Annotated in this window: 22 protein-coding genes and 1 tRNA gene; 20 read left to right on the top strand and 3 right to left on the bottom strand. The window is 27.4% G+C overall.

Features of this window, described 5'->3' with window-relative positions; genetic code table 11:
* Positions 1 to 171 precede the first annotated feature (171 nt).
* From T483_RS0114570 to T483_RS0114615, 8 genes are all read left to right on the top strand, one after another.
* Positions 172 to 1,329 carry a replication initiation protein gene (locus tag T483_RS0114570; RefSeq protein ID WP_242841867.1) on the top strand — a complete coding sequence of 386 codons (1,158 nt, stop codon included), beginning with the start codon at positions 172 to 174 and terminating at the stop codon, positions 1,327 to 1,329.
* A 2,500-nt stretch (positions 1,330 to 3,829) separates the two neighbouring features.
* Complete coding sequence (locus T483_RS31030; protein WP_155268482.1) at positions 3,830 to 3,973, top strand: hypothetical protein; 144 nt, start codon at positions 3,830 to 3,832, stop codon at positions 3,971 to 3,973.
* Between the two features lie 202 nt (positions 3,974 to 4,175).
* Positions 4,176 to 4,421 (top strand): type II toxin-antitoxin system Phd/YefM family antitoxin, encoded by a 246-nt coding sequence (locus tag T483_RS0114590; protein ID WP_026887534.1) that lies wholly within the window; start codon positions 4,176 to 4,178, stop codon positions 4,419 to 4,421.
* Between the two features lie 290 nt (positions 4,422 to 4,711).
* A complete protein-coding gene (locus tag T483_RS0114595; protein WP_026887535.1) occupies positions 4,712 to 5,464 on the top strand; it encodes a ParA family protein in 753 nt (250 codons plus the stop codon).
* A complete protein-coding gene (locus tag T483_RS31625) occupies positions 5,458 to 6,021 on the top strand; it encodes a hypothetical protein (protein WP_035790209.1) in 564 nt (187 codons plus the stop codon). The genes T483_RS0114595 and T483_RS31625 overlap by 7 nt, the downstream gene beginning before the upstream one ends.
* A 1,241-nt stretch (positions 6,022 to 7,262) precedes the next feature.
* On the top strand, positions 7,263 to 7,793 hold the full coding sequence (locus tag T483_RS0114605; RefSeq protein ID WP_026887536.1) for a sigma-70 family RNA polymerase sigma factor: 531 nt from the start codon (positions 7,263 to 7,265) through the stop codon (positions 7,791 to 7,793).
* 53 nt (positions 7,794 to 7,846) lie between these two features.
* The gene (locus T483_RS29165) at positions 7,847 to 8,029 is read left to right on the top strand and encodes a BhlA/UviB family holin-like peptide (RefSeq protein WP_242841869.1); all 183 of its coding nucleotides are present in this window, start codon (positions 7,847 to 7,849) and stop codon (positions 8,027 to 8,029) included.
* A 113-nt stretch (positions 8,030 to 8,142) separates the two neighbouring features.
* Positions 8,143 to 8,649, top strand: a complete 507-nt coding sequence (locus tag T483_RS0114615; RefSeq protein ID WP_026887537.1) for a hypothetical protein — start codon at positions 8,143 to 8,145, stop codon at positions 8,647 to 8,649.
* Between the two features lie 74 nt (positions 8,650 to 8,723).
* Here the strand turns inward: T483_RS0114615 and T483_RS0114620 are convergent, their stop codons facing one another.
* On the bottom strand, positions 8,724 to 9,389 hold the full coding sequence (locus tag T483_RS0114620) for a hypothetical protein (protein ID WP_026887538.1): 666 nt from the start codon (positions 9,387 to 9,389) through the stop codon (positions 8,724 to 8,726).
* Positions 9,390 to 9,563: 174 nt separating this feature from the next.
* Between T483_RS0114620 and T483_RS0114625 the strand changes: the two genes are divergently transcribed.
* On the top strand, positions 9,564 to 10,097 hold the full coding sequence (locus T483_RS0114625; RefSeq protein WP_026887539.1) for a hypothetical protein: 534 nt from the start codon (positions 9,564 to 9,566) through the stop codon (positions 10,095 to 10,097).
* 68 nt (positions 10,098 to 10,165) lie between these two features.
* Here the strand turns inward: T483_RS0114625 and T483_RS0114630 are convergent, their stop codons facing one another.
* On the bottom strand, positions 10,166 to 12,250 hold the full coding sequence (locus T483_RS0114630; protein ID WP_026887540.1) for a glycoside hydrolase domain-containing protein: 2,085 nt from the start codon (positions 12,248 to 12,250) through the stop codon (positions 10,166 to 10,168).
* Between the two features lie 776 nt (positions 12,251 to 13,026).
* Between T483_RS0114630 and T483_RS0114640 the strand changes: the two genes are divergently transcribed.
* From T483_RS0114640 to T483_RS31630, 3 genes are all read left to right on the top strand, one after another.
* Positions 13,027 to 14,475: a S8 family peptidase gene (locus T483_RS0114640; protein WP_026887541.1), complete on the top strand. Its 1,449-nt coding sequence runs from the start codon at positions 13,027 to 13,029 to the stop codon at positions 14,473 to 14,475.
* 792 nt (positions 14,476 to 15,267) lie between these two features.
* Positions 15,268 to 15,417 carry an FDLD family class I lanthipeptide gene (locus T483_RS31035; RefSeq protein ID WP_155268483.1) on the top strand — a complete coding sequence of 50 codons (150 nt, stop codon included), beginning with the start codon at positions 15,268 to 15,270 and terminating at the stop codon, positions 15,415 to 15,417.
* A 55-nt stretch (positions 15,418 to 15,472) separates the two neighbouring features.
* A complete protein-coding gene (locus T483_RS31630; RefSeq protein WP_196244879.1) occupies positions 15,473 to 15,604 on the top strand; it encodes an FDLD family class I lanthipeptide in 132 nt (43 codons plus the stop codon).
* 73 nt (positions 15,605 to 15,677) lie between these two features.
* Here the strand turns inward: T483_RS31630 and T483_RS0114655 are convergent.
* Positions 15,678 to 15,752 (bottom strand) — tRNA-Glu (locus T483_RS0114655).
* Between the two features lie 352 nt (positions 15,753 to 16,104).
* On the opposite strand from T483_RS0114655, the gene T483_RS31040 reads away from it, so the two are divergent.
* From T483_RS31040 to T483_RS0114695, 8 genes are all read left to right on the top strand, one after another.
* Positions 16,105 to 16,245 carry a gallidermin/nisin family lantibiotic gene (locus T483_RS31040; RefSeq protein WP_155268484.1) on the top strand — a complete coding sequence of 47 codons (141 nt, stop codon included), beginning with the start codon at positions 16,105 to 16,107 and terminating at the stop codon, positions 16,243 to 16,245.
* Between the two features lie 1,083 nt (positions 16,246 to 17,328).
* Positions 17,329 to 17,472 (top strand): gallidermin/nisin family lantibiotic, encoded by a 144-nt coding sequence (locus T483_RS0114665; protein WP_026887542.1) that lies wholly within the window; start codon positions 17,329 to 17,331, stop codon positions 17,470 to 17,472.
* 120 nt (positions 17,473 to 17,592) lie between these two features.
* Complete coding sequence (locus T483_RS0114670) at positions 17,593 to 20,637, top strand: lantibiotic dehydratase (RefSeq protein ID WP_026887543.1); 3,045 nt, start codon at positions 17,593 to 17,595, stop codon at positions 20,635 to 20,637.
* Between the two features lies 1 nt (position 20,638).
* Positions 20,639 to 22,387 carry an ABC transporter ATP-binding protein gene (locus T483_RS0114675; RefSeq protein WP_207641435.1) on the top strand — a complete coding sequence of 583 codons (1,749 nt, stop codon included), beginning with the start codon at positions 20,639 to 20,641 and terminating at the stop codon, positions 22,385 to 22,387.
* Positions 22,388 to 22,407: 20 nt separating this feature from the next.
* A complete protein-coding gene (locus tag T483_RS0114680; RefSeq protein ID WP_035790211.1) occupies positions 22,408 to 23,697 on the top strand; it encodes a lanthionine synthetase C family protein in 1,290 nt (429 codons plus the stop codon).
* Positions 23,698 to 23,880: 183 nt separating this feature from the next.
* Entirely contained in the window at positions 23,881 to 24,582 is a 702-nt protein-coding gene (locus T483_RS0114685) for a lantibiotic protection ABC transporter ATP-binding protein (protein ID WP_035790213.1), read from the top strand.
* A gap of 5 nt (positions 24,583 to 24,587) precedes the next feature.
* Complete coding sequence (locus tag T483_RS0114690) at positions 24,588 to 25,316, top strand: lantibiotic immunity ABC transporter MutE/EpiE family permease subunit (protein ID WP_026887547.1); 729 nt, start codon at positions 24,588 to 24,590, stop codon at positions 25,314 to 25,316.
* Positions 25,316 to 26,077, top strand: coding sequence for a lantibiotic immunity ABC transporter MutG family permease subunit (locus tag T483_RS0114695; protein ID WP_026887548.1), 762 nt, complete (start codon positions 25,316 to 25,318; stop codon positions 26,075 to 26,077). The genes T483_RS0114690 and T483_RS0114695 overlap by 1 nt, the downstream gene beginning before the upstream one ends.
* Positions 26,078 to 26,142: the final 65 nt, after the last annotated feature.

Consider the following 26,142-nt stretch of genomic DNA (forward strand, 5'->3'; position numbering starts at 1 on the left):
AGGAATTTTTCGTTAGTTAAAACTACTTTTTAAGGATTTAAAACTACCTGTTTGAAGATTAGTAGTTTTAATGATATTATTTATTTAATAAGACTTAGGCAAAAGCAAAAAAATAATAGACCAGTATGATTATCTATTATTTCCTTTCATGTGCCTAAACTGGAGGCTTATATGAATTCAGATATTAGTTCAGATATTAGTATAGTTGATGAAGAGAAAGCGGAAGATATTAGTGAGGTACTTTTTAAGAGTAATACGCTTATTAAAAGTAATATTAACATCACTAGCGTGGAATATAAGATTTTTAATAAGATTTTATATAAATGCCAAATTGAGAAAGAAAATGACAGCCAGTTAAGAGCTGTTTTAACAATTGATGAGCTAAGCAGCATTGTTAAGAATAAAAAAGAAAATACAGTGAAAGCACTAACTGAAAGCTTAGAAAAGTTTATAAAAATTCCTATCAGATTTGAAAAACAAAAAAGTTATGTGATTACAACACTTATTAATAAGGTTGTAGTAGATAAAGACACTCTTAAATTCAATTGTTATTTAGATAAGGATCTTTATGAAGTTTTAATGGGATATAAAGAGCTTGGATATTCGCCTATAAATTTAAAGATGATAAGGCAGGCAAATGGATATTACACTCAAAGGTTTTATGAGTTATTTAGAGTTTGGAGCGGGCATAATAAGGAAGTTACGCATACAATAGAGCAGCTTAAAGGGTGGCTTATGATTGAGGAAGGTACATCTTATGACAGGTATTTTAACTTCAAAACTAAAGTTGTAGAGCCGGCATTAAAGGAAATAAACCAAAAGTTAAATATGAAAGTATCTTATAAAGAAAATAAAGCTGGAAGATCAGTAAAAAGCTTAACTTTTATTGTTGAAGATTTAGAGCCTAGAATATATGATTTTAGTAAAGACAAGGCTATAAATAAGCAAATTTCAATTGATGAGTTGGCTTTAGAATTAGATGATAGCTCTTATGAAGAATCCTTGTTAAAAGATAAAAAGGAAACTTTAGATGCTACTGAATACTTAAAAAAATCAGGATTTACCATAGCAGACTCAACTATACATAGACTTAAGTTAAAATATGGTGAAGTTCTGGTTTATGATGGGGTATCTATAATGTGTAATAAATCAAAACAAGGAAAGATAACAGCACCAGTTAAGTATTTGACAGGAATACTTGAAAATTTAAATAATAAATCTTTAAATGAGCAAGCAGATGACTCTAAAAAGCTACGGTTTAATAATTTTGAACCAAGGCAGTATGATTATGATGATCTGGAGAGAAAGTTGCTTGGATGGGATAAGTAAATATTAAATCCATAAGGAAATCTATTAAATTAGGTTTCCTTTTTTGTTATTTAAGATTAAATACCATATATCCTTATTAAGAGAGTCACTCTTTGTTTAGAGAGTTATTTATGTATGAAATTTTAAACATAAATATAAGACAAGGTTAAACATTATTTGAATTGATTATAAGGCTAATATTAAATATTATGAGTAAATAAGAATGATAACAGAATGCAATGATCAGATCTAACGAATGATGATTAGAAAATGGCAAATGATCTATAAAAAAACGTGAAAGTTCCGGTGGATTTCGTGGAATATATATGCCTTCAGTTAATACTTCATAGTGCAATAAAACCATTATCAAGATTTTCAGAAAGGAGATGATATGTTGAAGAAAATATAGTGCTAGCTAGGTACCACTTGAAATTTTAATCAAACTTAAAAAAATAGTTCATAACAATGAGGACGTTATAAAATCAAGGTATAATAAATAGTGAGATGAATATTTTAAACATTTAATAGAAATATGGAATGATTTTTTTATTTACAATATTAGCTATAATTATTTTAGCTATAAAAGATCTAATGGATGCTATAAAGTTGTTGGAATCATAGCAACTGCTTAATGAATTAATAATTTTAAAAAATTTATTAAAAAAAATGTTTAGAAGTGATTTAAATAAAAAAAATCAAGTTATAATAATTTTGAAAGGGGTGAAGTATATGCGAAAAAGAAGGCCAAAAAAATATAAACTGCCTCAGAGTAACGATCCAAAGCAGTTCAGAGAAAAAGTTTCATTTATTTTTAGTATCATTGGGATTATAATCACAATAATAAAAAACTTGTATGATATGTCTAAGTAACGATTAAACATATCTTAGGAATAGGAGCTGTAGGTAACGACTATAGTTCCTATTTCTTTTATTTTAGATTTAAAATTTGTAATTGTAAACATCTTAATTAAATTATTAACTAACTATAATATTAATATACTCAGGCATGGCAATGTAAGAATAAATAAGTTCAATTTAATTTTTAAGAGATTATATATCAAAATGAACTGTTAATGATTCTAGAAGATCAGCAATAGGTTCAGAATTAGAAAAAAGGAAGATATTAATATGCTTCAAGCAAATGTATCAGTACGAGCACATGTACACATTATATAAAGCCCAAATATCGCATCTTTTCAATTCAGCTTGAACTAATTAATATCAATTGATTAACCCTTGCTATCGCTCGAACTTTAATGTTTCTCTCAATCTACGTAATTTATAATTTAAATTTGAATTCCAGAAACGGAAAGAATCAATATGTCATACTACAGAGCTACACTCTGCAGCATTACATTGATACTTTCCTACCAGCTTATTTTAAAGTCTAATATAGAGCCTTAAAGATTGCATCTTAAAGGCTAAGGATTAAAAGTACAATCTATTGTTGTTTACAGTAAATTTTAATAAATAGATGTTCATAAGTTATTCTAAATATAGAGTCATACAGATGAATATTTATCCAGTTGGTCTATGCGTGGTTGGCCTGTAATGAGGGATCGTGGCGTATCCGCGGTCGGTCGAGGTCTGGGGCTTGTACTTGCAATCAAGATTGCAGGTACATCTTATACAGGCATGCATGCGAGTCCAATCATGGATTGGAACAGGCAACAAGCTAGCATAAGAACGCCCCAAAAGATAGCAAGTACACTTCGCTAAATAAGCCGTTGTCCCGATAATGTCCAAGCTAAAATAATTGAGGGTTTATTACTAGGCCTGTTTTTTCTGCTCATAAAGTTTATTGAAGATGATATTTTATTCTTATATTTCAGCTAGAACACTTCGGGAAACGTTATTTAGATAAATGTACAGGCTATCTTGACAGACATTAAATTATTTTGTGCCACAAGGTCAAAATTAGGCTTATAGAGAAGATTTAAGGTGAATCAATGAAAAGAACATTAGAGAGAGTAGGTCAGGCAAGCTGACAAAGAAATTTGGGCCTTGGACCCGCCCTCACAAGTATAGAGGATAATTTTCCAGAAGTGCGAGGGCATGTCCATCTTATACATGCCTGTAGCGAGTCCCATTATGGGCTCGCTTTTGTCTTTCCGCTCGTTGTGTCCTATAGCAAAAAATATCTTTGAAATTTAAAGAATGTAGATATTTTTAGCTAAAAGACACAACTTCGCTTCAATTCAATCGCAAACTCCATAAATGAACAAGCCGCAGGCCATCTCATTAATGAAAAGTACAAGCCATAAATCTATATAATAAGTTTCCATATACTAAGTGAACAAAGCTTATCTAAACATAAAAAATATTAATCATGGCTTCTACTTTTCTTACTTTTGTGTGAGCGTAGCGAGTTAATTTAGGGTAATAGACAAGCTTTAAAGGAATAATCTTAAGGTAGATTATTCCTTTATCAACATACTTTTTTATCAATTATGGAATAAAAATAAGCTTGCTTATTACTACCTTTGGCTTGAAGGCGAAGCCTTTAAGGCACTAGCTTTATTTGGAGAATACACTAAGGAAAGTAACAATGTTAGAGCTTGGAGTAAATGCGGAAAGGTTTAACGGATTGTTTCTTTCCGCACTTGGAATTAAAGATAAAATTATGAGTGAAGATGGTAGAGGGAAACATTCAACTCTTATTTAAATATTTTTAATAAATTATACCATGTTTTGCTACACAAAAATAAAGGGTACATGTTTAAAATTTATAGTTATAAATGATTCTAAAAAGAATATTAATCTGAAAAAAAATGCCTTGAGAAAACTTAAACATTATACACTTGGTTAAAAAAATAGTTTATAATAATACTGTACTATATTCTGTACAGAAAAAAGGAGATGATTAAATGATAGCAGTTAATTATACGAATATACGTGAAAATTTAAAATCATATTGTGACAAGGTAAATGATGAGGATGAAACTGTAATCATAACTAGAAAAGATAATAAAAATGTTGTTTTAATATCTCAAAATGAATATAATAATATGCTTGAAAATATAAAGATTTTAAAAGATCCTAAGTATTTGATTAAGCTCTACAAATTGCTAAATCAGATGGAAAATAGTGATTTGAAAGACATTGATTCATAGATATAAATTGTTATAAAATATGTAACACAATTTGTAACGAATTAGATTACGTTTTTAGTATCCAGTTTGGTAACAATAAGTGCACTATATTATGCTATAGATTAGTAAATTATTTTGTAACATAATTAGTAAAAAAATTGGTTAAAAAAATAGTAACCCAAATAGTAGAGTGGCATTAACCATTTGAGTTACGAAAGTCGTTATAGTACATGTTACAAAATTGAGTTAATTTAATTGTAACAGAATCTGTAACTAAATTAAAGAAAATGATATACAGAGGAGTGACAAAAATGGGCATTGTAATTAGTATTTTAAATAATAAGGGCGGAGTAGGTAAATCAACATCAACATATAATTTAGGATATGAATTAAGTAAAATGGGTAAAAAAACATTAATAATAGATTTGGATCCACAGAGTAGTTTGAGCGTATATGTTGGACTTGATCCACTAGAACATTACGCAAGTATAGAAAATGTATTTAGGGGAGAGATGAAATTAGAGGAGGTAATAGTGCCAACTGGAAATGAAAATTTATTTATGGTTCCTAGCTGCATAGAATTTTCTACTATAGAAATGTACTTAATGGGAGTAATGGGAAGGGAAACAGTATTTGCTAAAGCTCTAGAAAATGCTAAGAAAAGCTTTGATTACATCCTTATAGATAATAGTCCATCACTTGGAAATACTACAATAAACTCTTTGTTTGCATCAGATTATGCAATAGCTCCAACCGATGCATCGTATCTTTCTTTTAGAGCTCTTGGAATATTAAATGAAACTGTTAAACAGGTTCAAGAATTTAATAAGAAATTAAAAGACGTAAAAGTACTTATAACCATGTATGACGGCAGAGCTAATCACAGCAGAGAAGTTGCTGTGATGCTAAAAGAAAAATATTATGTTTTCAAAGATTACATTAAAACCAGCACTAAATTTAAAGATGCAGTAATGAGGTTTGAAAGTATAACTCAATATGCTGGTGAAAAGTTTGATGGTTCTATAGCTTATAACAACGTAGCAAAGGAGATAATATCATGGTAAGAAAAAAGAAAGATATAATAAAACCGGTTGTGGCGAAACCGTTAAATGATGCGGAAAAGAGAAATTTGGTAACAAGTTTTGTTACGAATAATATAAATGAATCTGTATCAGATAGTATTACTAGTAATAGTTTAGAAAACGTAACTAATACTGATAACGTAACAGAGAATGTTAATATAAATGGTACAAATAGTGTAAATAACAAAGATACTAAAAATGTTATTGACAATAATACAATTAATGTAACTGATAATGCTATTAATAGTGATACAGATAAACTAACTGTTAATGATACAAAGAAAGTTAATAAAAATAGTACTAAAAGTGTAACAAAGAAAGTTACAATAGTTAAAACAATTTCAATTGGAAAAAAGGATATAATGGCTAAGTTTACCAGTGATAAGAGAGTAAGACCTAATTACAATTTATCACAAGATACAGTAGAAAAAATAGAAAAAATATCAGAAATTTTAGGATATAAGAAAGCTGAATTTGTTGATATATATTTAAATGGAACATTAGAAAAAGTATTAAAGGATTTAGAGAAAAAATTATAAAAAATGATTTAAAGGTCAATTTTATATACTCTTTTATATTTAAAATATAGTAGTATCATTAAGAATATTTAATGATACTACTATTAACTAAATTGTTACTTTGACCAAGCTACATTTAAGCTTTCTCGTTTTGCAAGAGCTATAGCTCTTGATTATCATCCTTATCAAACCTACTCAAACTTTACTATAAGCCGATAAGCTTCGCTTTTTAATGGCTTCATTAACTAGAACTTTAGTAGATGGCGCAGTACCATGCACATCTAAATCTATTTTTTCAACTATAATATTATTATAAAATGAACTTTTAATTATTCGGTTTATGTTTACGACCAGCTCTATTTAATTTCGAATCTTGAGTCCTCTACATGTCATACCCTCTTAAAATAGGAACAAATCCATACTTTCCAAGAAGGTAGTCTTTGGTGTAAGAAGTATATTTTATAACTTTTAATAGTACAAACAGTATTTCATAAAGTGTAACTAACATTAATACTAAATATGTAGCATAAAGTGTTAATACATATGATACTTATATAGTAACTAATTATATAACTATATATATTACAAAATAAGTAACATATAATAAAACGATAAAAGTAACTAAGTACCTATACAAAAATTGTAACAAAAAAGTTACTAAAAATACGGAAATAATAAAACTAATTATGCTTAATAATATAGGGGAATTAGCTAAATTCACTAGCAATAACACGGAAAGATTAAATTAAAATTTATCATATGTATGCAATAAAAAAGTATCATAAATTTAGAATATAAAAAGATTTATTTATTTATATGTATTTAAATTTTAAATTAATAAATATATTAAATTACTTAGAAAAATTAAATATAAAGTAATAAAATAAGACCCTTATAAATGTCAGTTTTATTTATGAAGAATATCTATTATAGATTATCTTACTTGAATGGTTATAGTTAATTATTCTTGTTGGATAATTCTTTTTTCATTTAAAAAGTTTTACTTTATAACTTACCATATATTTTTACAAGATGATAATATTATCATCATTACTGATAAAAATAATTAAAAATCAAAGGGAATAGAAGAAAATATAATTTATAGCTATATAATCATTTTTATTATCGGCATTTATGATTATATGGCTATTTGTTTTTAACGGTTAAACTGATAATATGTAAATATGTCATGACACAGAATTTGATTTTGATAAGTAAAACATTAACTGAATCTTTTAATAGAGCTCAGGGGGAGGTTATAAATGGATACTAATTTGTTAGAAGAAATTACAATGTTTCAAGATAATGAAGAAAACTTTATAAATATTTTTGCTTATTTTAATTCAAAAATCAGGTATTTAGCCTATAAACTGAGATATCCTGAAGCAGAAACAGATTTAATTATTTACTTATATGAACTTTTAAAATTATTAAATCCAAATAAGTTTGAAAAAGAACAGGATATAGTGGCCTATATTAATAGGTGCCTCAAAAATAGATCAATATTATTGTATTATAAGGACTTTAAAGATAAAGAATTAATGAGCTTTACATCGGAAACAGAAATATTAGATGTAATTGACATTAATGATAGAAGTGATGAATACTCAGATATTAGATTTAATGATTTGATTTCAATATTGAAGCCGAAACAAAGAGAGATAACATTTTATAAATTTTACATGCAATTTTCAGATGTAGAGATTGCTAAAATGCTGAAAATATCAAGACAAGCTGTAAATAAAACTCAAAGATTAGCTTTAAGAAATCTAAAAACTCAATTATCAATTTAGATAAGGAGGAAACTGCTTTGAATGAGTTAATAAAAAATGCTGCTACTTAAGGAATATGGGCTGTGCTTAGTTGTGTGCTTATAGTATACATATTAAAAGCACAGGAAACTAGAGATTCAAAACAGGAAGAAAGAGAAGAGAATTACCAGGAGATAATAAGAGAACTTACGGATAAATTAAAACTTTTGGATTCAATAAATTTAACTATCAATGAAATAAAAAATAAAATTAATTAAATTTAAGGTTTACAAATTTAATTAAAAACTTATTTAAGTATATGTAAAGCAAATGAGTTAGCTAACCTCAAAGGCTTAATAAAATTATTATTAATATTTAGGAGGAAAAAATTATGGGTTATTTAGGAATTAACATGTCAGGATCAAGTATACCAGTATATTCTACAAATATTGAGGATAACACAAGGATAGGAAGTTTGGGTTATAAGGAAAGATTTGCAGTTACAAGCAGTGGACCAATTGCAATAGTTATAAAGTTTGTAAATTCTTCAGGAAATTGGGTTGATGGTAGACTGGATGTAAATGCTGATATTAGCGATTGGTGTGAATATTTATTCGTACCAGGTGCTATAGCAGCAAGAGTATTTCGTACAGATAGAACAATAGATATGTACAATTCTGGTGGAAGCTATGTAGGATCATTCCCAGCAGGTACGCTAGTAGAACCTTATGATTATAGTAGATCACAAAATGGAACCAGCCATCCAGATTTTCTTAGAATAAGAGGATTATATGATTCAGGACAAAATCCGATTAATACAGATACCTATGGAATGTTCATAGATTGCAAAATAAGATATAATTCTGGTAATACTCCTGTTTATGGAGATTGGAATTAATAAAATATTGCATTAATTTAAAATAGAGGACTGTAGTAGATTTGTCATTATGCAAATCTTGCTACAGTCCTTATTTATTGTTCTGTTATTTCTTTCATATAATTTATTCCAACGATAGTATTATTCTTGGAATTTGGGGTGAAACCAGAATTATGCGATTCGTCATAATCGTATGCTAGACCTAATACAAAATTACCTTGATTAGATGAATAAACTATATAAGTTTTTCCAGTGGAATTATCATATTTATTTCTTATTTCTTTTATATCATTAGGCAACACACTTTTAGCAAGTTTTATTGCATCTTCATAAGTTACTTTTGTTGGATTTACCTCAGATGCATAGGTATAATCAGATAATATATTTTTGTATTTTTTATTATCTACATTAGGTATTCCAGCTTCACTGCCAACAAAGCTATTTTCAGTTTCATAGTAAGTAAGAGAAGAATCAACTTTATCATAATTCAGTTTAGATTTATCCACTTCTTTATATCTTTTATCTATTTCAGTATTATCTCTTTCTTCGTTTTCTTCAAAAATTGCCTGATCTCTTGGAGAGTTCCCACGAGTTTCAGAATTATCATTTTCAGTAGCATCTCTACTTGTTTTCGGAGATTCGTCTCCAGTTGTCGTTTGATTTTCAGTAGCAGTTCCATTTTGAACTGTTGATTTGCAACCAGTAGCCGTAAAAGATAATAGTAGTAATGCTGTCAGTATTATGTAATTAAATTTTTTCAATATATGTCCTCCTTTTATAGCTTCAAAAAACAATACTAATACCATTAAAAATATAAATAGTAAAGCATACATTATAAGATTAAATCATTCTTATGTTGAATTTGCTTGTAAAAATATGTATAATGAAATATTATCATATAATAATAATTAAAACAAGGATAGAAAGAGGTATTTATGGAGGTAGATTTCAAGATTTCAAAGGATGATTTGCTAGATTTTCATATGAAACATATTGATGAAACGAAAGTTTATAATAAGCAATTACGTTTATTTACCATATATATTTTAATAATAGCGATTGGGGTAATACTTTTATTTGGAAATGTTTTATATATTATAGCAGGACTAATTACTTGTATCATATTCCTTATTTTTAGGAAAAGATTTTATAAATGGCGATTAAGGAAAAAGGTTTTTAAAATATATGATTCTGATAAATATAAAAACTTATTTGAAACTAAACATTTAAGCTTTATAGATGATGGAATAAAAATTAGTGCAAAATTTTCTGAAACAATTTATAAGTGGGGTGCCATTAACGGTTTATATTTAGTAGAACAGTATATTTTTATAACAACGTTAAATCGCGAAAACTTATTGATTCCTATATTTTCTTTTAATCCCCTAGAAGATAAAGATTTATTCATAGATACTATTATTAAAAATACAAAGTTAGAATTAAAAAAACAATATCCTGATGACGTTTAAGATATATAATAGAGAATATAAATAAAACTACTTCAAAACTTTTGAAGTAGTTTTATTTATATTCTCTATTATGTTAAGGCTACGGCTATAGATTCAAGCCCTTCTGTAAGTGTGGCAACAGCAGCAGCAAAGGTTGACTCTGCACTTAGGATTACGATAGCAGCAATAATTGCAATAGCGGCTAAAACTCCTATAGCAGGGTTTTCCTTAACAAAGTCTACTATGTCATTTACAGCAAGCTCAAATTCCTCAAGTAATTTATCTTTATCTATTCTAAATTCAATAGATAAAGTTTCTGAAAGAGAAAAGGTATCATACTCAGGTACTTTAAATGAATTTTCGAGTTCAATTTTTAAGCTAGCGCCATTAGTGGATACTTTAATTGATAATTCCATATCATTTGCTTTTGCTAAAATTGATGATAATTCAATGTTATCTTTATTTAGAGATGCTTTAAGATTATCAAGTGGAGTTTGTATATCAGCACCTTCAAATTCACCGCCTTTAAATTTTATGACTGAGGAATCACCATCTGAAGCAGCTTTTATTGCTGCACTTATGCTGATTTTAACAAGTGCGTTATTAAGTAATTCTATTTCTGCTTCAGGCGATGAAAATTCAACACCAAACCTTTTGGCAAAGCTATTATTATTAAGAATATCTAAAATATTAATTGGAGAGATGTTACTAATACCGTTATCTCTGCCAGAAGCAATATTATTATCAATTTCAATATCAGCTGCTCCATGTAAAGTAACTGTTGAGATTTGATCGAATGCCCAATCCTTTGGAAGTGGGTATCCAAGATTTCCACTAAAGCCAGTAGACATATCGCACACAAAGCTGCTGCAAGAATATCCTGCATTTCGAGTACGTATGCATACATTTCTAGGTGCATAAATACCTACTTTAAACTTAGAACCTAAATTGGCAAATTGCTCATTTATTGCACTAAAATACGGTAATATACTAGAGGTTACATCGTAATCTATTGCATCAAAATCAACAGCAAAATATATTATTGTATTTTCAGGAAAACCAAATTGGGTTGCAGCCAACATAGCTGAATTTGCATCTAATAATCCTTGATCATATGAAAAATACTCTAATTTATATCCTCCAACTTCAAATATTGGAATAACATTTAAGCCATTATCAAATATAACTTTTAGTTCATCTGAAGTCATTCTAAACTTTCCAGTAAGATATCTTCCAACTATTTTGTAACCATTAGATTTAATAGTAGCTGCAATAGCAGGTGTAACTGTTGTAGAACAATCGCATGCAGTTCCTTTTCTAGTATTATCTCCAGTGCTTACAAGTAATGATGCAAAAGTTTGACTGCCAGCAATTCCATCTGCTCTTAAACCGCAAAAACTTTGGAAATTTGTAACGGCACTTTTGGCACCATTTCCATAATATCCATCAAATCCATTAGGGTTAAATCCATTGCAGTATAACGCATATTGGAGTAGTAATATAAATTTCTTTTGTGTACTTCCTACACTTAATACTGGACACTTTGATGCTGTATTGCTGCCCCAAATGCCATCAGGACTAGTTTGCCCTTCCTCAATTTGTAATCCATAAATTAATGCCTTGTTAGTTGAACGAGAATATAAACCATCACAAGGTATTAAACCAATTACCTTATTATAGTCTCTATTAAGGTTTTGTTGAATGATACGAATATTTGGATCACCCTTTAAATTATCATTGTTTATCAATACAAATGCATCCATGTTTAATAGTGCTTTGAATATCATAGGAGTTACTATACCATCCGGATTTGATAAACCTGCATCAGATTGAAATTTCATTACAGCAGCTTTAGTATTTTCACCAAATGTTCCTGTCAAACCAGTAGGATTATAGCCTTTGCAAAATAGTGCTCCCTGTAAAATATAAATCTCATGCTGAATTTTAGGATCAGAAGCATCAGAATTTATTGATAGTGTTGGACATTTTTCCATTGTAGCAGGTCCGAAATTTCCATTTGGCTCTGGAATGCCTATTTCAATTTGTAGTGCTGTAATCAATGCTTTTATAGTAGTCCATCCTGTTATTCCGTCTTCAGGGATATGAGTATAAGGATAAATACCTACATAAGTGTGATTTAACCAATCTTGTGTTTTGTTGACCATTTCATCCATTTTAAATTCTCCTTTATCTATTAAATTTAAATAAGATTTTAAACTAGCTAGTTAATCAATCTATAAATACTAAAAGTGAAAATAAGTGTAATTTGTAAACCTTAGTATTTAATTTAATATTTAGGTGGAAAATTTGATGGATAAATAATATATATAATGTGGCAAAGTAGGTAGTGTCATGGTAATAAGGAATAAAGAGGTAATAAAAGCAATTGTAGCAAAAACATTAAAGGATAATCAGAAAATAAAATTAGTAACAATTTTTATTACTAAGAATGTAAATTAAATTAGAAGATATAATGCAACAAATATTGGTACATAAAATATAACTAATATTGATACTAAATACATAACATAGTGTGTTAATGATAATAATACATATTTTGTAGTAAATAATGTAACCATTAATATTACTAAATTAGTAACAAAAACAGTAACAAGAAGGTTAACAAAAATATAACTATAATAAAATCAATTTCCATTAGTAAAAGGGAATTTAAAGACATACCCAATTTATTTTTTAAGGGCAGTTAATAAATTAACTATTTCTGTTTTGTGATTATGGTAATAAGTGCCTTAAAGTGAGATTTGTCAGTTTTCTTGCGATTCTCATACTTACTATAGACGATGACTAAACTGTTGATTTTAGTTGATACGTAAGTAAATGTAACCAAATCTACTCGCTTATAGCGGTTTTTAAATATGTTGTAAAAAAATACAAAATATGATATATAATTATTCTTGTGTAAAATTATTGAATAGGGGAGAAGTATATTATGAAAAAAAGAAGAACTTTAAAAAAAATATATTCGTTACTAATTATATTTTTTATGATTGAGATTATGTTTACTGGAAATAGTGTACAAGCTATTGAGAAAAAGTCAGAAAATCAAATTAATTTAATTGTATTATTTAATGACAATAATATTGATACTGATGTTGAAAATTTTGTAAGTGAAAGTGGTGGTAAAGTAGTTAATAAACTTGCTGATATCGGGGGAATGGAAATTTATTGTGATGTTGAATTAATACCTAAAATTCAAGATTATGCTACTGTAAAATCAATAGCACCAAATCATAAAATTAATATTAAAAAAGGAAAAGCAATAGATTTTAAACAGCTTAAATCGAACAAAATGAGTTTAAATAAAGTTGATGATACTAGCAATGATGGGGATTTATATAATTTGTATCAATGGGATATTAAAAGAGTAACGAGCAACGGAAAAAGTTTTGATTTATGTAGTGGAAATCATGATGTGGTAATTGGTATTGTAGATTCTGGAATAAAAAAAAATCATCCTGATTTAGAGAAAAATTTTATGGGTGGAGAAAATTTTGTATCTAAGAATTTTGATGATGATGAAACAGAAACAGGAGATCCAAAGGATATAGAAGATAGATTTGATCATGGTACATATGTAGCTGGGGATATTGCTGCTAATGGAAGAGTTAAGGGGGTCGCACCTAATATCGGATTTAAGAGTTACCGTGTTTTTGATTCACAAGGAAATACAAATGCATCTATAGTATCGCAAGCAATAATAAAGGCAACTAATGATGGAGTTAATGTTATTAATTTAAGTATGACAGGTTATGATTTGAAAGGAAAATGTTATTGGACTGACCCTAAGACTGGAGTTAAACATAATGTAGGAGATGATATGGCAGAATACGAGTTATATAAACGTGCAATTAAATATGCAATAAAACATAATGTTACTGTAGTTACGGCAGCAGGAAATGATGGGATTAATTGTTCAAATACGAAAAAATTAACAGAATTTCTTAATAAGCAGAATGGAAAAGATGGATTTACGTATAGTGGATTGACTTATGTAGTTCCAGCAGATATTAAAGGTGTTATAAATGTTTCTGCTACCGGAGCAGGTGATAAAATTGCATCATATTCAAATTATGGGAATAAGTTTATTGATGTAGCGGCACCTGGAGGTGATTCAGCTGTAGGACAAACTGTAAATGATTTGTGTTTGAGTACAGCAGCTAATGATACTGGTTATATGTTTCAAGAAGGAACATCAATTGCAGCACCAAAAGTTTCAGCAATAGCAGGACTTATTTTATGTAAAGAGCCTAGTCTTACACCAAAAGAAGTCGCAAAAAGAATTTATAAAACATCTGATAAGTTATCTGGTAATAAATCAAGTGAATATTATGGAGCGGGACTAGCTAATGCATATAAGGCATTAAATAGTAAAAAATAAATAATATAAAATAGTATACCGAAGATATTTGGAGTGTGTTATATAATCATCTATATCTATTATTTTTTTATACCTAAATCAGAAATAAATTTGTTCATATTGAATTCGGCAATTAATTTTGAAAATCTCAAAATTAATTGCCGTTTATTATTTTATAAGATTTTTAAAAATTTTTAGAATTCTAATTTACTTTTGGATAAACCTAACAAACATCAGCAAGTGAAGCTCCATTAAATTGTGCTTAGTTGTTGTGTAGTTAATTTAGCATAACAAATTTTCTACTAAACTCATCTATCTTTTTATTTATAAATTAAATTATACTTTGTAATTTACTATTTTTTGAAAAGGTCAGGAATTCATGATTACTATGATATTTTCAATCCTCTAAAGTTATACCTAAAAGCTCATCAGTACCATAAATGAAACCGACCTTCTCCTTAAAATAAGGTCTTATGTTATATCTAGGAATATATACTATACCTGAACCTTCTTGATTTGCAAAGACAGTTACGACAGTGTCATCAAGGTTTATACATACTTCACGTATTTTTAAAATTTTTGACTTTAGCTGGAGATATGTTTGCTTATGTCTGTCAGCTCAAGCAATGTTTCTTCAGAAAAGTATTAAAACATTATAAAAAAATTACAATTCATATGTAAAATAAAGGTTATAATGGATAACTAATCAATATCTATTGGTAAATTTATAATTTTGTTAAGACGTCAAACAGAATTAATAAATTGATAAGTGTTATATTGAAAACAACAAATAAAGTCTAAGGGGGAGTAAAAGTGGGAAAATTAGATGATTTTGATTTGGATGTAAAAGTAAAAATAAATTCTAAAAAAGGTATAAAACCATCATATCTAAGCCTTACACCAAAGTGTACATCACTGTGCCCTACTAACGTGTTTGTTTGTATTAGCAAAAGATGTAAGTAAGATAATTTAATTAGAATGCAAAACTGCATTAAACAAACTAAAGGAGGATTTTAATATGGCAAAATTAGGTGATTTTGATTTAGATTTAAAGGTGAAAATAAAGCCTAAAGGCGGCGTAACACCAGCAACAGTTTCTCGATTTAATTGTACATTGTTTGGTTGTATTAAAGTGAAGGACAATATATAAACGGATTTAAAATTAAAATATAAAAAGAGTTTGAACTTAAATTCAAACTCTTTTTATATTTTAATTTACAATATGGTGACCCGTAAGAGACTCGAACTCCTGATTCTACCATGAGAAGGTAGTGTCTTAACCGCTTGACCAACGAGCCTTGCTATATTTTTATAATACACATGTACCTATTATTTGTCAATATATTTCTATAATAAGTAAAAAAAGGATAAGTATTAAAATTAAATGTCAGAATTATAGAATTATATTAGTAATCCGTAAATGGAATATAATAAAAAAATAACAACAGATGATAATAAATGTATAACTTTTAAAATGATAACAAAAATATTATAAGAAAATTATAATTCAAGTGTAAAATAACAAATGTAGACAGGTTCTACAGAATATATATTTAGTAAATTTGAGATTTAGTTGAGACGTCAAACAAAATTAATAAATTACAAAATATTATATTTAAAATAATAAATTAAATAAAGGGGGACTTAAAAATGGGAAAATTGGATGATTTTGATTTAGATGTAAAGGTAAAGGCAACTCCAAAAGGAGGAGTAAAACCATCAATTACAAGTAGAATTTTATGTACATCAAGCTGTTATACTCAATTTATACAATGTCATGACAGAGTTTAATGTTGCTTGTACAAGAAAAAGGAGTAGCCTTAATGATTAAATTTTAATCATAAGAGAGCCTGTTTTGTTTAAGATTTACTAAAATAAATAACAAGTTAACTTATATTTTATTTGAATCAGCTTAATGCTTGAGCATTAAGCTGATTTTAATTTGTATTTTTAAAGTTTGCTTACATTTTTAGGATTTGAGTATAACTAGTCATTTTACAATTTGCTCTGATCTCTATATAATTTATTCATATACTTTTTCAACTAGGTGTACAACTGAATTTTTTTCCTTTCCAGGTCATTTGGGTTGCAAACTTTAAAGTTGTTTCTGTATTGTCTAATATATAACCACTCCAATACTTTTCGAGGAATCACCTGCTCTCTAAGGGATTATATCTGTTATTACAAGGCCGAAGGATAACTTGGAAGAAAGTATCATAAATTAAGGCATAACAATAAAAACCCAAACTGTACTTTTTTGAAAAGGGTGAACTACTTTTGGGGTAAAACTATATCTTATTAGTTTTTATCAAAGTGATGTTTGCCTATGAGTTTCCGTTTATACAGATATTAGCATACTTGATTAATAAATGTTTTAGATATGCTCCAGTATGGCTAATTTGGATACTTCTTTTACCAGCGGATTGTTTGAGGAGTGAGTTTAGTCCACGAACACAGATGATTTGTATCTACCGTAAAATCATATAGGACCTTTAATTATACTAATTTTAATTACACTTCTGGACATGCACCATTATAACTGTATCTAATAGATGTATGAAAAAGAATTAAAATATGCCACAAGTCATTTTGATAAGCACATGAATTATGAAATTTAAATGTTGAATGTTATATACTTTTTATAAGTTTGTCTGATACTTGAATTATTTTAGTTTTCTTTTTTTAAACTTTATGTAATAAATTAACAAAAACATTATAGAAAAATTAGAATTGAAGTATAAAATAAGAAATGTAGCATAGAGCTACAGAATATATGTCTAGTAAATCTGAAATTTTGTTAAGACGTCAAACAAAATTGATAAATTACTAGGTTTTACATTCGAAATAATGAAATAAACTTAAGGGGGATTCAAAATGATAAAATTAGATGATTTCGATTTAAAGATTAAAAAGGACGACAATAAAACTGGAAAGGTTACACCACAAGTAAATAGCCGTTATGCATGTACACCAGGTTCATGTTGGAAATGGGTTTGCTTTACAACAACTGCTAAATAATTATAAGCATTACCAGAGATTTGTTTTAATTTAATAAAACTACGTAGATGTAATATTATGAATATATCATATATATTTTATGTTACGTCTATGTAGTTTTTTGTTAAAGGGGATATATGTATGAAAGATAAATATATTAACACTAATTATTATATGGTTCGTTCACCACTTCATCCAATAAGTTTTTCTGAAAGATATAGCAATATTGAGGAATCATTTGAGGAAATTAAAGAAGATAATATATTTAATGAACAATTATTAATTGCAAGTCCAAGTTTGTATAAAATGATACATGAAAATAAGTTGGATGAATTATCACCAAAAAAGAAAAAACAATTAATTTCTTCAATTTTAAGTTATCAAAATAGAGCTGCATATAGAACAACACCTTTTGGGCTTTTTTCAGGTGTTGAGTTAAAAGAAATTAATGAAACATATCACCAAGGTAACATAGATATTAAAAAGAACTGTAGAGTTGATATTGAATGGTTGTTATTATTTGTTAAAAAATTGGAAAATGAAAATTATAAAACACTTAATTATAAATTGAACAGTGGCTATTATCAATTTGGAGATAGGGTGTATTTACCTTATAATACAGAGTCAGATTGTGGAAGAATAAGTATAATGTATAGTAAACCATTTCGAATAATTAAAGAAATGTGTACAGATAAATCAACAAGCTATTTAAGTATTATTAATAACCTAAAAAAAGAATATCCTGATAGAAACATAGAAGTATTTAATAATTATTTGAATAGTTTAATAAAAAAAGAATTTTTAATTTCAGAATTAAGAGCTCCTTTATGTAATACAAATGAGCTGGAATATTTAATTAATGTAATAAAGAAGAATACAACATTATCTGTTAATTATGCAGATGATTTAGAAGTTATAAATAACCTTATTATGGAATATAAAAATACAAGATTAGGTGAGGGAATTAATAAATACAAGGCTATTTGCGAAAAAATGAAAAGCTTATTTGATCATAATAAAAATAGTTTTTTGCAAGTAGATTGTGAAGTTATGAATTTAAAAACAAATATTGAAAATAAAGATCTTAAAACAATGAGTGAATTTATTAACTACTTATTTTCAGTTATTTCTATGGAAAATTCCACTAGTATATTAGAAGAATATGAATTAAAATTTATAGAAAAATACGGAGAGTATATAGAAGTTCCCATATATGAGCTACTTGATGAATCAATAGGCATAGGTGCACCAAGTAGTTATAGTAATCCTAAAAACAAGTTTATTAATTCAGAAAAATTAAATGAGTCTAATCTAAAGCTTAAGGAGTATTTTTTAGAAAAATATTCAGAAGCAATAAAAAGCAACAGTTATATACAATTAGATGATAATGAAATCACTTTTTTAGAAAGCAAGATAGAAAGCTGTAATTTACCAGAATCACTTGAATTAAACTTTATAGTTAAAATGCTTGATAATGAAAAAATATTTTATCTAGGACCAAACATTGGATCTGCTATGGCGGGAAAAACATTTGGAAGATTTGGTTATATGTCATCTAAATATTCAAATGTTTTAGATGACATATCTAGTTTATTATCAAGAGAAAATGAATGCAGGTGTGAATTAAGCTTTATTCCTTCTACTGTAAGAGCGGGAAATGTTATCCGAAACATAACGAATTATAATAAGAATATTTCGTGCTATACAAACTCATATGATGAAGATAATGAAATTAGAATAAATGATATTTTAGTTGGATATGATAATGAAAAGTTTTATCTTCGGGACTCAATTAGTGGTAAAAAAATTAAAGTTTTTATGACAAATATGCTTAATATAAGTACCTTGCCAAATATATTCAGATTGTTAATTGATATTTCATATGATTCAAAATTTATATTAAGTACATTCCCATGGGAAAAATACTATGAAAATTTTACTTATATACCTGAAATAAAATATAAAAATATTGTTGTGTCCAGCGAAAAATGGAAGATTTCAAATTATAGTTTAAACTTAAAAAATAAGAATAGTTATGATGAATTCGTAACGGTATTTATGGATTTAAGAGAAAAATTATCGATTCCAGATAAAATATATTACACTATTGCTGATAATAGGTTATTGCTAGATTTAAGGGAAGAAAAATATTTAAAACTTCTTTTTGATTATTATAAAAAAGGTCTTTTTTTAGAATTAGAAAAAGCTGATGAAGCTGAATATATAACTTACAATGACAATAATAAGCATAATACTGAAGTAGTGATACCATTTATAAAAAGTAAAGGTAAAGAATATGAGGAATTAAGTTTTAAAGAAATAAACAAACATAGTACAAAAGATCAAATGACATTTTTACCATTTGATACTTGGTTATATTTTAAACTATATGGTCCTTTAGATAGGCAGAATGAATTAATTGAATATTTGAATTATTTTATAAAATCTTCAGCAAATATAGAAGAATTTTATTTTATGCGATATGTAGACCCAAAACCACATATTAGAATTCGTTTTAAAGGTAATGAAGATAAACTGTATAAAATTTTAAATGAAATGAACTTATTTGGACAAGACTTAAAAAAGCGAAGAATTATCTCTAATCTTGTTATTGATACATATATTCCAGAAGTAGAGAGATATGGCGGAGAAAGTCTTATAAGTTATGCAGAAAAAATATTTTTTGAAGATAGTAAAGTAGTTATGGAAGCAATTTCTAATTTAGATATAGAAAAAGAAAAAGAAAAATATGGAGTAATAAGTGTTTTGCATTATTTAAAATCATTTAATTTAAGTTTTGAAGAGCAATTTGATTTTTTAAACAATTCTTTTGTATCTAGTGAATATTTAGAAGAATTTAAAAAAGTAAAGAATGAATATATAAATGATTGTGATTCATATAACAGATGGAATAACCTTGTAAAAAATGATAGTTATGGAGAATTCTTGAGATTATTAAAACAAAGAGAAAAGTCAGTATCAGATTATTGTATGAAGTTATCAAATTCTTCAGAACGCACAAATGAATATAGTGATATATTAGGAAGTATTGTCCATTTACATTGTAATAGATTATTTGGAATAGATAGAGAAATTGAAAAAAAAGTACTAAATTACGCTTGTCGTGTTTTACATGGTCAAAAATATCTTAGGAAGCAGATGATTGACAATGTTCAATATTATTAAATTGAATATACAGTGTGTTTATAAGACTATAAAATTAATACTAGAAATTAGCAAAGGATTATTAATAGTATCAATTTTACTTTCTGTTTTCCTTGGCTTTTCTCCAATTATATCTATGATTCTATCACAGGAATTACTAAATGCATTACAACTCAAAAAAGAAATCTATGGATTAATGTTATTATTTGTATCATATATAACATTTTCGATTTTCTCTTCAATAATTACAAATATATCAAATTATGTTGATGAAAAATTACAAATAAAATTAGGTTATAGACTTAATTATATTATAATGGAGAAATGTGGAAAACTTTCTCTTGAACATTTTGAAGAGTCTGAAATATATAATCAAATAACTAGGCTGGAGAATGATGTTACTTATAAACCATATCAATCACTACAAGCTGTTATGACTTTAATATCATCCATTATTTCCTTTGGATCGTCAATAGTAATTTTGTTTACATGGAAACCACTGATTATTATTGTTATTATGTTACTTTCCTGTGCAGGACTTTTTTATTATTTGAAAATTGGAAAAGAAGAATTTAATATTCACTATGAACTAAGTGGAAAAGAAAGGGAGGCGTGGTATTTAAGCTATCTTTTGACACATGATTTGGCTTTCAAGGAAATTAACCTTCTTAATATAAAAGAATATTTTTTAAACAAGTATTGGGATATTAAGGAGAATATTTTTCAAAAACAAAATGGTATTAATAAGAAAAAGACTACATTTAGTTGTATATTTGAGATTTTACAAGAACTTTTAATTTCAATTGTAGTTTTGATGGCACTTATATCAGCTTATTATGGAAGTATTTTAATTGGTAATGTTGCAACTTATATTAAAACAATAAGCTTAATTCAATCTAATACTAATACTATCATAAGCTCGCTATATTCTATATATAATAATAATCTATATATGAAGTTATTTGATGATTTTATGAATATTGAAGTAGTTAATGAAAATGTAGGAAAAGAAATAGATACAGTTGAATCTATAGAATTAAAAAATATTTCATTTGATTATAGTAATGATAAAAAAGCTTTAGATAATGTAAATTTGAAAATAAATAAAGGCGAGACAGTTGCTGTCATTGGAAAAAATGGATCAGGTAAAAGTACTTTATTAAAATTAATCTGTGGATTATATACAATTAATCAAGGAGAAATTTTAATTAATGGAATTAATCTTAAAGAAATAAATAAGACAACATATAAAAACAGACTATCAGTTTTGTTTCAAGATTACGTAAAATACGAAATGACACTGAAGGAAAATATTATTTTAGGGGATATTTCAAAGGATGAGAAAAATGGAGACATTTTAAATGCACTAAAATTAGCAGGTGGAGATTTTTTTGATACATCATCTAATAACGATATTTTAAATATTCAACTTGGAAATTGGTTTGATGAAGGAGTACAACTTTCAGGAGGCCAGTGGCAAAAAATTGCTCTATCTAGAACATATTATAGAGATAGAGATGTTTATTTATTAGACGAGCCTAGTGCTGCACTTGATCCTGATGCAGAAATTAATGTATTTAGTACGTTTTATAAATTATCAAGAAATTCAATAGGATTATTCATTACTCATAAAGTTGCAGCGGCTAGAAAGGCATCAAAGATAATAGTTTTAGATAATGGTAAGGTTGTAGGATGTGGAACAGATGAGTATTTATCTAAAAATTGTCCAGCGTATATTGAGTTGAAAGAAAAAGGAGAATATGAATATTAATATAATTTAGGAGTAGGTTTATGGATGGAATAAAAATTGTTAAAAATATTGCACAAAAATTAGGAGATATTAAATTTGTAAATAAAGTTTTGCTTGAAGAGGATAATTATTTAAATTTAGGAGACATAAAGTTTTATCCTAATATTCCTTTAGCGCTAAGCCATGGGCTTCCTGGATTATGTTTATTATACAATGAATTGCATAAATTATACCCTAATGAAGGATGGAATGAGTTGTGTAATAATTATATCAAAACAATCGTGGATTATATACAAGAAGAAGGACTGCAGTCAAGCTCTTTATTTTCAGGAACATCAGGAATAGCATTGGCGGTAAAAGCCTGTTCCAATAATGGAGCATACTACAAATCACTGTTGCAGACTCTTGATAATCATTTGTATAGTCAATTGGATGTAAATTTAAATTATATTATAAATAAGAAAGACACAGAAATGTTTGATTATGACGTAATTGAAGGAATGTCTGGAATAGGAAATTATTTATTATTAAATAATAAAGAAAAACATTTAGAAAAAATATTGAATTATTTTGTAGATTTGTCAAAGCCGGTTTCGTATTTAAATTTTGAAGTTCCAAGATGGTTTATAAAAAAAGAACACTTATTTAATGACGATGAAAAGAAGTACTATAATCAAGGTATTTTAAATTTAGGACTTTCACATGGAATTCCAGGTCCTTTGATAATACTATGTAAATCATATAGTAAAAACATAATAGTTGATGGACAAAAGGAAGCAATAGAAAAAATTGTTGGAGATATTATTAAGTGTAAAATAAAAGGCACTAATCAATGGAATGGCATGATAGGATTAGAGGAATACATTAATGGTGCAAAGAATTCAGATGCTGTTAGAGATGCATGGTGTTATGGAACTCCAGGAATTGCCTATTCACTTTTAGGATCTTCATACACCTTGAAAAATAATAGCTTATATGAAATGTCTTGTGAGGCAATGAAAGAATCTGTGAAGAAGGAAAACGGATTATTTTCACCATCGTTTTGTCATGGATATTCTGGATTAGCATATATCTCATATAAATTTTATTGTAAAACAAAAGATAAATTATTTTTAAATGAAAGTGACAGACTTTTGGAAAAGATATTAAGTTATTATACTGATGATGCTCCTTTTGGATTTTATAATATTGAGAATAGTAGTTCGAATATAAAAAATTTAAATTCAATAGCATTATTAGATGGAGCATCAGGAACCTTATTAACACTATTAGAGTTAATTTCAAAAACTAATAGTGTAGATTGGGATTCAGCTTTCTTATTAGATAATTAATTTGAAAACAGTCATTGTTTATATTTAGCAATGACTATTTTTATATATAAATTTATTGAAGTACTATCTTAGTTGTTAGAAATCAAATAAATTAATTTGAAAATATTTGTTATATCCTTATAAAATCCTTAAAATTATCATTTAAAATTAACTTATATAGTGAAAGAAAGAGGGAAAAACAATATGAATTATATTTTAGAAACTAAAAATCTTAGTAAAAAGTTTAAAAATCAAAAAGCTGTTAATGAAATTAGTCTTTCTATTCCTGAAAATTGTGTTTATGGATTATTGGGTCCTAATGGAGCAGGAAAATCAACCACATTAAAAATGATAGCGGGTATTTTTAGACCAACTTCTGGGGAGATTTACTTTTGTGGAAGTAAATGGAGGAGAGAAAACCTCAGCGATATCGGCGCATTAATTGAAAATCCTCCATTATATGAAAATTTAACAGCAAGAGAAAATCTTAAGGTAAGAACTACAGTTTTAGGGCTTCCAGACTCTAGAATTCAGGAAGTGCTAGAGAGTGTTGATTTAACCAAGACAGATAATAAACTTGCAGGGCAATTTTCTCTAGGTATGAAGCAGAGATTAGGCATTGCAATTGCCTTACTAAATAAACCTAAACTCCTTATATTAGATGAACCAACAAATGGCTTAGATCCAATAGGAATTGAGGAGCTTAGAAATTTAATTCGTTCATTTCCAAAGCAAGGAATAACGGTAATCCTTTCTAGTCATATTTTAGCTGAAGTTCAGCAAGTAGTGGATGAAGTAGGAATAATATCTGGTGGAGTGTTGGGATATGAAGGAAAAGTTACTGAAAATGATAATTTAGAAGAGTTATTTATGAATGTTGTTTTAAATAATAGAAAGGAGGCATAAACAGTATGATTAAATGTATTATATCTGAAATGCAAAAACTTAAAAGAACATTTAGTAAAAAACTAATTTTTATTGCACCACTAGCCACTTTATTTATTTGTGGGATTTTAGGAGCAGGAGAAACTTTTCAAAATGGTGCTTATAATTGGTGGTATACAATGTTTTTACCCGGTGCTTTAAGTATTATTTGTGGAACAATGGTAGATAAAGATAAAAAGTTAAAGTACAATGAACTTTTTACATTGCCTTTCAGTAAAAATACAGTATGGATTGGTAAAATAATAGCATGTAGCTTTATGTATTTAATTTCTTCTATTGTTTTTGTTATTGGTATAATCTTAGGGGGATTTATATTTGGAGAAATAATGTCTTTTTCTCAGATTATAGAGGGTATGATAGTATTGTTTATAACATTTTTGTGGCAAATTCCATTGTGTATGATTTTATGTGGAAAGTTTGGAATGATTGCAACAGTTTTAATAAACATGATAGCAAATGTAATAGGCGTTGCGGGTTTTTCGGATGGTGCAAATTGGTACTTATATCCTTTTTCTATTCCTTCTAGATTAATGTGTGCTATTTTGAATATACTGCCAAATGGATTTCCTGTAGAAAAAGGAAGTTTTCTTTTAAACACTAATGTAATTATTCCTGGAATAATTATATCTTTAGTTTGTTTCATTGGAATTACAGCATTAACCGGTATGTGGTTTAATACTCAGGAGGGAATATAATGACATATTTTTTTAGAGTCCTCCATTCAGATATGTTAAAAATGAAGAAATCCATGCTAAAAAGAATTCATTTTATGATACCTTTATTTGGAATCGTTACGTTTTTAAGCTATTACTCATTTTCACCACATAGTCATATTGGGGAAATAACAGGATATTTACAAGTTATTGGAGTTTCTTTCCCATTACTTATTAGTATTGTTACTTCCATATGCATAGATCAGGAATCTGCAGCAGGAAATTTTATAGAGATGCTAATAGGTTCAAAAATCAAGAATATGACCTTTTTAAGCAAGATGATGCTACTTATAATCATGGGATTTTTAGCAATTATGGCAGCATGTGTTGGTTTTTATTTTGGTTTTTCGTATCTACTTCATAGAAATAATTTTGATATTGGTTTTTATATTATGGCAGCATTAATTCTTATATTAAGTAATATCTTTGAATATATTTTTCATTTATTTTTATCTATGAGATATGGAAAAAGTGTATCCATGGGAGTTGGAATTACAGAAACTATGCTAAGTGCAATATTAATAACTGATTTAGGATATAAAATCTGGCCTTATATTCCATGTGCCTGGGGAACCAGATTTGTGAATTACTGGATTATATCAAATTCAAGCTCATTTTTTATAAATACTGATTCTAAAGAAATTTACTATGCTATATACTCATGTACAATATTAACAATTCTAGCATTTATAATTTCATGTGTGTGGTTTTATCATTGGGAAGGAATAAGAACGGAAAGTTAATGGTTATTAATTTATTCTCCATTAAAAGTGAAATATACTTTAGTTAAATATTTTTATACGAATAG

Source organism: Clostridium beijerinckii HUN142 (assembly GCF_000621745.1).
GTDB classification, from domain to species: domain Bacteria; phylum Bacillota; class Clostridia; order Clostridiales; family Clostridiaceae; genus Clostridium; species Clostridium beijerinckii_A.